Consider the following 7,782-nt stretch of genomic DNA (forward strand, 5'->3'; position numbering starts at 1 on the left):
CCATTCGCGGGATTCGGGAGCGAATTCTGGTGGGTGAAAACGCATCTGAACAGGTGATGCAGAGCTATCGAAGTGATATCTCTGACGAAGTCAGTGATCTCATTGTTAAAAGCTTTTTTGAGGCTAAAGCGATTAATATCGGTTATCAGCGAGCTGATGGCCTCTCTACCCAGCGGAGCATTGAGGTTCATTATTTGTTTCTGAACTGGCCCGTATGGTATCTGATCGCTTGGGATTGCGATCGTCAGGCTTCACGCACCTTTCGAATTGATCGTGTGGAAAATGTGTCAGTGAGTCGTGAGGTTTTTTCGCTCAAATCCTTAAACGTGTTTTCTGGGGAGTTAGCGCGTTTTTCGAGCCATTTGTAGCCGGATTCGTAATGCAAACCGCCCAGAAACCTCCAGGCGGTCATCTCAAAGCCTACTTCTTCAACTTATCTATATTCAGCATCTTCATTAGGAACTTCTCGAAGATCGGTTCGCTGACGCCGCTGCGGATCTTGTGCATAAAGTATTTTTCAAAGCCGACTTTGGCCAGATGCACCCACTTGCCGGATTTCATCCAGTTAACGTTGCGTGGCGGAATCTGTGGCATGGCGACAAAGGCGATGCCGCTATCGCCCATATCAGCCAGACAGACGGCGTTCCAGGTGGCTTCGCTTTCCGGTTCTTTGCTATCCAGCACCGAGCGGATGTTATGGGCGGTGGCGGTGACCATGCTTTCAATCATAAAGCCGGTTTTGGGCACGCCGGTAGGCACGGGGGTTGGTTTTTTGGGTGCGATTGCTACCGCTACACCAATACCCCAGATATTGGGGTAGGTGGGGTTACGCTGATGTTTATCGATGATAATAAAGCCGCGTGGGTTGACCAGCCCTTCAATATCCCGCACCGCGTCGATGCCGGTAAAAGCGGGCAGCATCATGGTATAGCCGAACGGTAGTTCATGGCGTTTTTTCTCTTCGCCCTGCTCGTCGCACTCGATAACGTGCATCAGACCATCTTCTATGCGGTCAACTTTGGCATTACAGATCCAGTCGATATGGTGCTTGCGCAGTTCGCTTTCGAGCATGGTTTTGCTGTCGCCGACGCCATCAAGGCCGAGGTGGCCGATATAGGGTTCTGAGGTGACAAAGGTCATGGGGATCTGATCACGGATTTTGCGCTTGCGCAGATCGGAATCCATGATGAAGGCGGTTTCATAGGCCGGGCCGAAACAGCTGGCGCCCTGCACCGCGCCGACAACAATCGGGGCGGGGTTTTCCGCCAGCGCGTTCCAGTGATCGCAGGCGGTTTCTGCATGATCGATATGGCAGACAGAGTTAGTAAAGCCTTCCGGGCCGAAGCCTTCGATCTCATCGAATGCCAGTTTTGGACCAGTGGCGATAATCAGGTGGTCGTAACTGAGCTTAGTGCCGTCAGCCAGCTCCAGTTCGTTGCTTTCAGGGTGAACCCGTGTAGCCGCGTTAACGACCAGCTCAACGCCTTTTTTAGCCATCGGTGCAGCCAGTGGAACGGTAATATCTGCACGCTTGCGCCAATCAACCGCAACCCAGGGGTTGGAGGGGACGAAGTGGTAGTAATCCTTATCACTAACGATAGTGACCGTATCGTCTGGCCCGGCCAGATCCTTCATTTCATAGGCCATCGGAACGCCGCCAAGACCGGCACCGAGGATGATGATATGCGCCATACGCTTCCTCCAGAGAATCATTCTCTATTTTAGTATTATATTTATTAGATTTATCTAATATAAGATCAAAATATAGCCAGAGTCAATTTATAAATTTTAAACATTGGTCGTAGAAGAGGACGCTACTGCTGATGCAGCAGCGGAAAAAGGCGTGGTTCAGAAAAGTGCTTGCAGATCTGGCTTCCCTGCTCAACAGACTGCTGATATATCATCGGGCTAGAGTTTATATATTCATAAATTTTATATCTGGTGATAAATATCAATTATTATCTATATCTCTTATCGTTTACAGTGGTTGCCTCTATACAACAAGAAGATCGGAAGGTGTAAACGATGCAGTATTATGTGGATGGTTTTCGCGGGGGTGATCCCGATATAAAAAATGCGACGGCGAAACGTCGCGACCGCAGCGAGTTTGCTCCGCTGCCGGAAAAAGTAGATGTATTGATCGCCGGTTGCGGTCCTACAGGGCTGTGTCTGGCGGCACAGCTGTCTCAGTTTCCTGAAATCGACACCATGATTGTCGATCCGGCGCCGGGTCCGCTGGAAAAGGGAAAAGCCGATGGTATCAATACCCGTACCATGGAGATGTTTCAGGCGTTCGGTTTCGCCGATAAGATTAAGCGTGAAAGTTACTGGGTCAATCAGACTAATTTCTGGATGCCTGATCCGCAAAATCCAGACAACATCAAACGTATCGGCCGAGTGCAGGATGTTGCCGATGACTCCTCAGAGATGCCCCATATCCTCATCAATCAGGCGCGCATCCATGAACTGTTTCTGGAGGTGATGGAAAACGCTCCGACACGTCTGGTGCCCGATTATAGCTGGTCGGTGGTGGATGTTAAGGTCGATACCGCGACCGATGATTATCCGGTGACCGTCACTCTGGAAAACACTGGCATCAACGCCGGGGAAACCAAAACCGTGCGCGCTAACTATGTGGTTGGTTGTGATGGTGCCCGTTCCAATGTCCGCAGAGCGATTGGTGGCGAGCTGCACGGTGATGCGGCGCATCAGGCCTGGGGAGTAATGGATATTCTGGCGAACACCGATTTTCCGGATGTGCGGCAGAAATGTCTGATCACCTCAGCCCATGAGGGTAATGTGCTGATCCTGCCACGGGAGGGCGGCTATCTTTTCCGGATGTATGTTGAGCTGGACAAGCTCAACCCTGACGAACGGGTTGCTAACCGTAACTTTACCGTAGATGACCTGATTGCCGGGGCTAATCGCATTATGCAGCCCTATTCGATCGACGTTAAAGAGGTTGCCTGGTGGTCTATCTATGAGATTGGTCACCGGATGACTGACCGGTTTGACGATGTGCCAGAAGGTGAAGCCGCCAGCCGGAATCCCCGCGTCTTTACAGCGGGCGATGCCTGCCATACGCACAGCCCCAAGGCCGGTCAGGGAATGAACGTGTCCATGCAGGACACCTTTAATCTTGGCTGGAAGCTGGCCCATGTGTTACAGGGGCGCGCTGATCCATCTTTGTTGCACAGTTACTCAGCGGAACGCTGGGCCGAGGCTAAACGTCTGGTGGACACCGATCATGAGTGGGCGCGTATTATGTCCGCACCTGCCGGGGAGTCGGTGCTGGATAATGGTGACGAGCCACGCTTTATGCGTCAGTTCAAAGCTAATCTGGAGTTTACCGGTGGACTGGCGGTGAAATATGGTGAGTCCGCTCTGGTTGGTGCTTCCACCTATCAGGCGCTGGCGAAAGGCGAAGAGATTGGTCGTCGCTTCCACTCTGCCCCTGTTGTGCGTCTGGCGGATGCGAAGCAGATGCAGCTGGGTCACGTGGCTGAGGCGGATACCCGCTGGAGAATCTATGCCTTTGCCGGACAGAACGACAGCTCTGCGCCGGGTTCAGCGATCCATAAGCTGGCGGACTGGCTGCAGACTGATCCTGACTCACCGGTAGTGACATTTACTGGTAAGGATGAGGATATCGATGGTCTGATCGATCTGCGGGCGGTTTTTCAACAAACCTTCGATCAGCTGGCCTATGAAGATATGCCATCACTGCTTCGTCCTACCAAGGGTAAGCTCGGCCTTCAGGATCATGAAAAGGTGTTCTGTGTCGATCATAAAGGACTGGGGGATATCTATGATATGCGCGGTATTGATCGTCAGCAGGGCTGCATGATCGTGGTCCGCCCGGATCAGTATATTGCCAAGATTCTGCCGCTGGATAGTTATCAGGCACTGGCTGACTTTTTTGCAGCAATCTACCTGCCTGCAGCCAGATAATTTAAGGTTTAAATCGCAAAGTGTTAAACAGGTGCTGGAGAGATCCCGCGCCTGTTTTTGTTTTTAGAAAGGTGCTGAGGGCCGGGAAAACTCAGCTGTCCCTCTATCCGGCCTTTTTTTTACAGTCACGTTGTTTATACTCATGGGTTACTTTTGATCGTTTTGTTGTCAATCAGGAGCAGCTGTGGGGGTGTTCAATGAGATATGTAAAACTGCGTGTATGGTTATTGCTTACGTTTGTTGTGCTGATGTTTTCCGGCTGTGTCAGCCCTCCGACAGTGCCAGATGGTGCCAAATCTCCTTCAGTCTCACCGCAAGCCAGCAAGCCTCCCATCGACTCTGTTGCAATCCCTGCGGATTTCTATGCGCTGGGGATTAATGCCTGGCATCCAAGACTCACTTATCAGCTGAAAAATGGTTTTGAGTTTATTCGTATCCCTCCCGATAGTGCTGTGCCTCTGGAGTTGCAGTCGGATACTTCATTAGATCAGCTGCGTACCCCCGTTTTTTGGGGCTATGGTATACGTCATGTTGCCAGCCAGCGTGTGTTACCGGTTTACGGGCAACTGGATGCTATGGGACGTGATCCCTTTTCCGATAAACAGATACCGGTGCGTTACAAAGGTTATTTTAAGCTGCATCAATTTACACCTTTGGACAATAAAGAGACGGTATCTGAGGCGTTGCGAAGCGTATCGCTGGTTGGTTTTGCCGGAGAGCGAACCTTTATGGGTGAGACCCATTTTGTCGTTTCTACTCAGTTTGCGAATGCAGTCGCTTGTGAGTGGCAATATAACTTCTGGAATTCAGATCAGCGGTTCTGGGGTTCGAAGCCGGATGAGCTGTTGAGTTTTCATGCCCGTATCGGTCGCGATCATAATGAGAAAGGGCAGCAGTGGCGCATCTATCCACAGATGCCACGCCCCGTGATTCTCGATCTGGAAAAGCCCGCTCTGGATATCTTTAAAAAATTGATGGCCAGTGTTAATGAGCTACCAAAGGCGCAATACCGTCAGAACCGTAAGTACGCTACGGATTATATCGAATGTAGCTATGCTCAGGCTTACGGGGGCAATAATATAGGTGAAACTCAGCATCGTTATGCGCTGTTTTATCCACGCCTGAAACAGTTTGGCCGGCTGGCTCCGGTTGAGACTGACTTTCGTTTCAAGCGTACTCCGGGGTTATTAGAGGGGGCTAAGCTATCCTTTGGCAACAAACCGGGCACGCTGAGTAAGTTTTTGCTGATGAGCCGTTACGAGCCCTGGCTGGCGGAAAAAGATGTCTCTCTGCCTGTAGCCAGTTTTAGTGAGTTTGGCAGCGATATGCTCTATGCCGTAGGCCCGGATAAGCAGCTGGAGTTATGGCATGTAGACCCTGAAACGCCAGATAAAGAGGTGAAAACCCGGTTATTCAAAGCCTGGGGTCATAAAGTTAAACATCGTTTCCCACTCCCCTGGAGTGATCTTGACCAGCTGGTGAGTCAGGGATATCTGGAGAAATGCGATGCCCAGCAGTTTCTATTGATCGGTGCCTGCGATGGCAGCCGCTTTCCAACAGTGGTCAAGAGTAACCGTGGTGAGCAGATGGAGGTGTGGGATAGTGCTGAAGAGCGGCGGCTTTACTCCTGGAATCCATCGAATAAACGTCTTGAAGTGAGTCAGCTGGCACCGCTGTCTGAAGGGGCTGAGGCGGTCACGGCATCCAGAGAGCTGTTTATCTGTCAGCAGCTGACAGATAATCTGTCAAATATCGACAAACGCTTACAACGCAGCTTTATCAGTGATCGTCCCTATGCCTCCTGGTACGAAAATGATGTGCCAAGATTAATGCAGTATGTGCGTCGGGCGGAGTATGCCCCCCGTTATGATGATCCAGGGGATGTTGCTGATAATTTAGACGACCGGGAACGGGCCGGGGCGCGTGAGCTGTATAAACTCTGGCAACAGGCTCGCCGGGCTGAGCGCTTGGCCAACGAAGCGTATTGCCCTGAAACCAAGGCTCTGGCAGCTCAGTATGTGCCACTGGTGGGCGATCTGCATAGCAATATTGTCGCCACGCTTGATGGCATCTGGAAAGATGTTCAACAGCAGGCCCAGGATATTGAGTGGCAGATTAATCGTTCGGTCCGCGCGAAAGATGCGCGGGAAGCGGAAGCCTGGCGGCAACAGTTCTGGGCAAATACCGCACGTCAGCTGCAATCCACCATGGATATCACCTCTACGGTTAACCAGATTACTGCACAAACCAATGCGATGTATCAGAATGCATTGCAGATTCAGGAAGCTAAACGCCTTAATCAGCAACAGAAACTGGCTGAGCTAAACCGGAAACGGGCAGAGCAACAGGCGCAGATAAATAGTCAGAAACCGGTGCCGGTGGCTAAAACAACGACACCGACTGCTGAGAAACAACCGGTCTATGAAGGTTTTCCTAAGCAGCAGTCGTTCGATATACAGGTGCCCAATGCGGTGTCGATAAAGGATATCGGCAAAGCGACTAACATAGGTGGTACAACCACCGTTACCATTAATCCAGGCGGTGGCTCCTCCAGCCCAGGCACAGCGGTGGCCAATAATGACACGCCACCACCGCAGCCAAAGCCAGTGAAAAAAGGCAAACGGTTGCTGGAATCACTGTCGTTCTGTAAACCGTCTAAGCACAATGAAAACAAATGGTTCTGCGAAGGCCGCACGCAGAAAATGTGGACCGCAGAGGATCTGGATGAAGCCCTGACAGGTTCCGGCTGTCTGGATGTGCGTAAATGGGTGCCCCTCAATGGCGGGCGTCTTTATTTTTGTAACAACTACAAAATAGATCCCAGCGGTGATACCGGTAAGATCACCTGGAACCGGGATATCGCCCGCTGGATCGATATTCCCCCCGCTATTCTGGCGGATCGCAGGGAGTTTTTTGAGTAGATTAAGCGAGTACTAATCGGCGGCGGCTTACTCCAGGTCGCCGTTTTTTATCAGCAGGGGGGCGGGTTCTCTTCCTGTTTTGTTTAACGGCTGAAACCGGCTGGTTGATCTTGTGGTTACGTGTCCAGCGGTAGTTGATGTAAAATACTGGCTTATCTGATGCGAGCATAGAATCCATTATCAATGAACGAAAATATTAAAAGAAGAACCGCGAAACGGGATGAAGAGTCGATCTATGATCAGATTCTTGGGGCCATCTTTGAACGTAAACTGTTGCCGGGTACCCGCCTTAAAGAGGAGGAACTCTGCGAAGTTTTTAGCGTTGGCCGTGGTAGTGTCAGAAAAGTGCTCCAGCGACTGGCGCATGAAAACCTGGTAGAGACGATTCCCAATAGTGGCTCTTTTATCGCCAAGCCCACTATCAAAGAGTCAAAAGAGGTTTTTCAGGCACGCCTGTTGATCGAAACCGAGCTGGTCAGGGAGTTAGCCCTGGGGTTTACCCCGGAGAAGCGCCAGGCGTTGGAAGATCATGTTGCCCGTGAACAGATGGCCCATAACACCGGTAATCATAATCAGCGCATCAGACTGTCCGGTGAGTATCATCTGTTGATTGGAAAACTGGCAGATAAACCGGTTCTGACAGAGTTTCTGCGGGAAATTATCTCGCGCACCTCATTGATTATCGCGCTCTATGAACGCACCAAGTCAAACAGTGGAGATGTACCCACTCCCCCCTGTCGGGATCATCGGCAATTGATTGAAATTCTGGAAAATGGCGAGGCAGAGAAAGCGGTGGCACTGATGCGCGATCACTTGCTGGATATCCAGAGTATGTTGAATCTTGACCCTCCGACTGAAAAGCCAGTGGATCTTAGAAGCATATTTACCAGTTAAATCTTAAGCCTGGAAA

At 50.9% G+C, this 7,782-nt stretch carries 5 protein-coding genes; 4 read left to right on the plus strand and 1 reads right to left on the minus strand.

Annotated features, from left to right (window positions below):
- The coding region (locus ACQY8X_RS20300) for a helix-turn-helix transcriptional regulator (RefSeq protein ID WP_428036950.1) at window positions 1-368 on the plus strand (368 nt) is incomplete at its 5' end.
- 52 nt (window positions 369-420) lie between these two features.
- Here ACQY8X_RS20300 and ACQY8X_RS20305 read toward each other — a convergent pair.
- Complete coding sequence (locus tag ACQY8X_RS20305) at window positions 421-1,692, minus strand: NAD(P)/FAD-dependent oxidoreductase (protein WP_428036951.1); 1,272 nt, start codon at window positions 1,690-1,692, stop codon at window positions 421-423.
- 333 nt (window positions 1,693-2,025) lie between these two features.
- On the opposite strand from ACQY8X_RS20305, the gene ACQY8X_RS20310 reads away from it, so the two are divergent.
- The 3 genes from ACQY8X_RS20310 to ACQY8X_RS20320 all read left to right on the plus strand — a co-directional run bounded on the left by ACQY8X_RS20310 (window position 2,026) and on the right by ACQY8X_RS20320 (window position 7,766).
- Entirely contained in the window at window positions 2,026-3,951 is a 1,926-nt protein-coding gene (locus ACQY8X_RS20310; RefSeq protein ID WP_428036952.1) for an FAD-dependent monooxygenase, read from the plus strand.
- Between the two features lie 197 nt (window positions 3,952-4,148).
- Window positions 4,149-6,872: a hypothetical protein gene (locus ACQY8X_RS20315; RefSeq protein ID WP_428036953.1), complete on the plus strand. Its 2,724-nt coding sequence runs from the start codon at window positions 4,149-4,151 to the stop codon at window positions 6,870-6,872.
- Between the two features lie 183 nt (window positions 6,873-7,055).
- Entirely contained in the window at window positions 7,056-7,766 is a 711-nt protein-coding gene (locus ACQY8X_RS20320; protein WP_428036954.1) for a GntR family transcriptional regulator, read from the plus strand.
- Window positions 7,767-7,782: the final 16 nt, after the last annotated feature.

Origin of the sequence: Amphritea sp. (genome assembly GCF_050300915.1) — a bacterium.
Taxonomy (GTDB): Bacteria; Pseudomonadota; Gammaproteobacteria; order Pseudomonadales; family Balneatricaceae; genus Amphritea.

Coding starts and splice junctions, on each gene's coding strand:
- ACQY8X_RS20310 (WP_428036952.1), top strand. CDS start 2,026: ATGCAGTATTATGTGGATGGTTTTCGCGGGGGTGATCCCGATATAAAA.
- ACQY8X_RS20320 (WP_428036954.1), top strand. CDS start 7,056: ATGAACGAAAATATTAAAAGAAGAACCGCGAAACGGGATGAAGAGTCG.
- ACQY8X_RS20305 (WP_428036951.1), bottom strand. CDS start 1,692: ATGGCGCATATCATCATCCTCGGTGCCGGTCTTGGCGGCGTTCCGATG.
- ACQY8X_RS20315 (WP_428036953.1), top strand. CDS start 4,149: ATGAGATATGTAAAACTGCGTGTATGGTTATTGCTTACGTTTGTTGTG.